Annotated in this window: 2 pseudogenes; both read right to left on the bottom strand. The window is 48.7% G+C overall.

The features are described 5' to 3' along the window. Positions 1-209, bottom strand: a pseudogene (locus tag CVN76_RS00375) (hypothetical protein); the annotation flags it as partial. Continuing rightward, positions 197-419: pseudogene (locus tag CVN76_RS00370) on the bottom strand (YhgE/Pip domain-containing protein); the annotation flags it as partial. The pseudogenes CVN76_RS00375 and CVN76_RS00370, both read right to left, overlap by 13 nt.

Genomic DNA, 419 nt, shown 5'->3' with positions numbered 1-419 from the left:
GAATCGGCAAGCCTGGCCCTAACACCCTCTTTAATGACGATCCGGTCGATGATCACTTCAATCGAATGCTTTTTATTTTTTTCCAGTACGATTTCATCACTTAAATCATGCATTTCCCCATTCACACGAATGCGGACATATCCTTGTTTCTTGACTTCCTCCAAGACCTTCGCATGTGTCCCTTTCCTGCCAGAGACTAGCGGGGCCAACCATACTGCAAACTGGCGGTTTTGTCGGCGGCATCATTTAGCTTCGTCGATAACTGCTTCGATCCGGTTTCCAATGAAGCCAGTCCGTCTTGAAAATCCATCGAGCCACGTGCGAGCCTGTTGCTTCCGCTTGCAAGTGAATCGATTCCGCCCTGTAAACTGGTGAAGCCGTTTGACCATTGCGAGAACCCACTGGCAAAATCAACAGAC

It is taken from the genome of Bacillus sp. mrc49, assembly GCF_002803435.1.
Note: the sequence above shows the minus strand (reverse complement) of the source record. Positions and strands in the feature narration are given on the sequence as shown.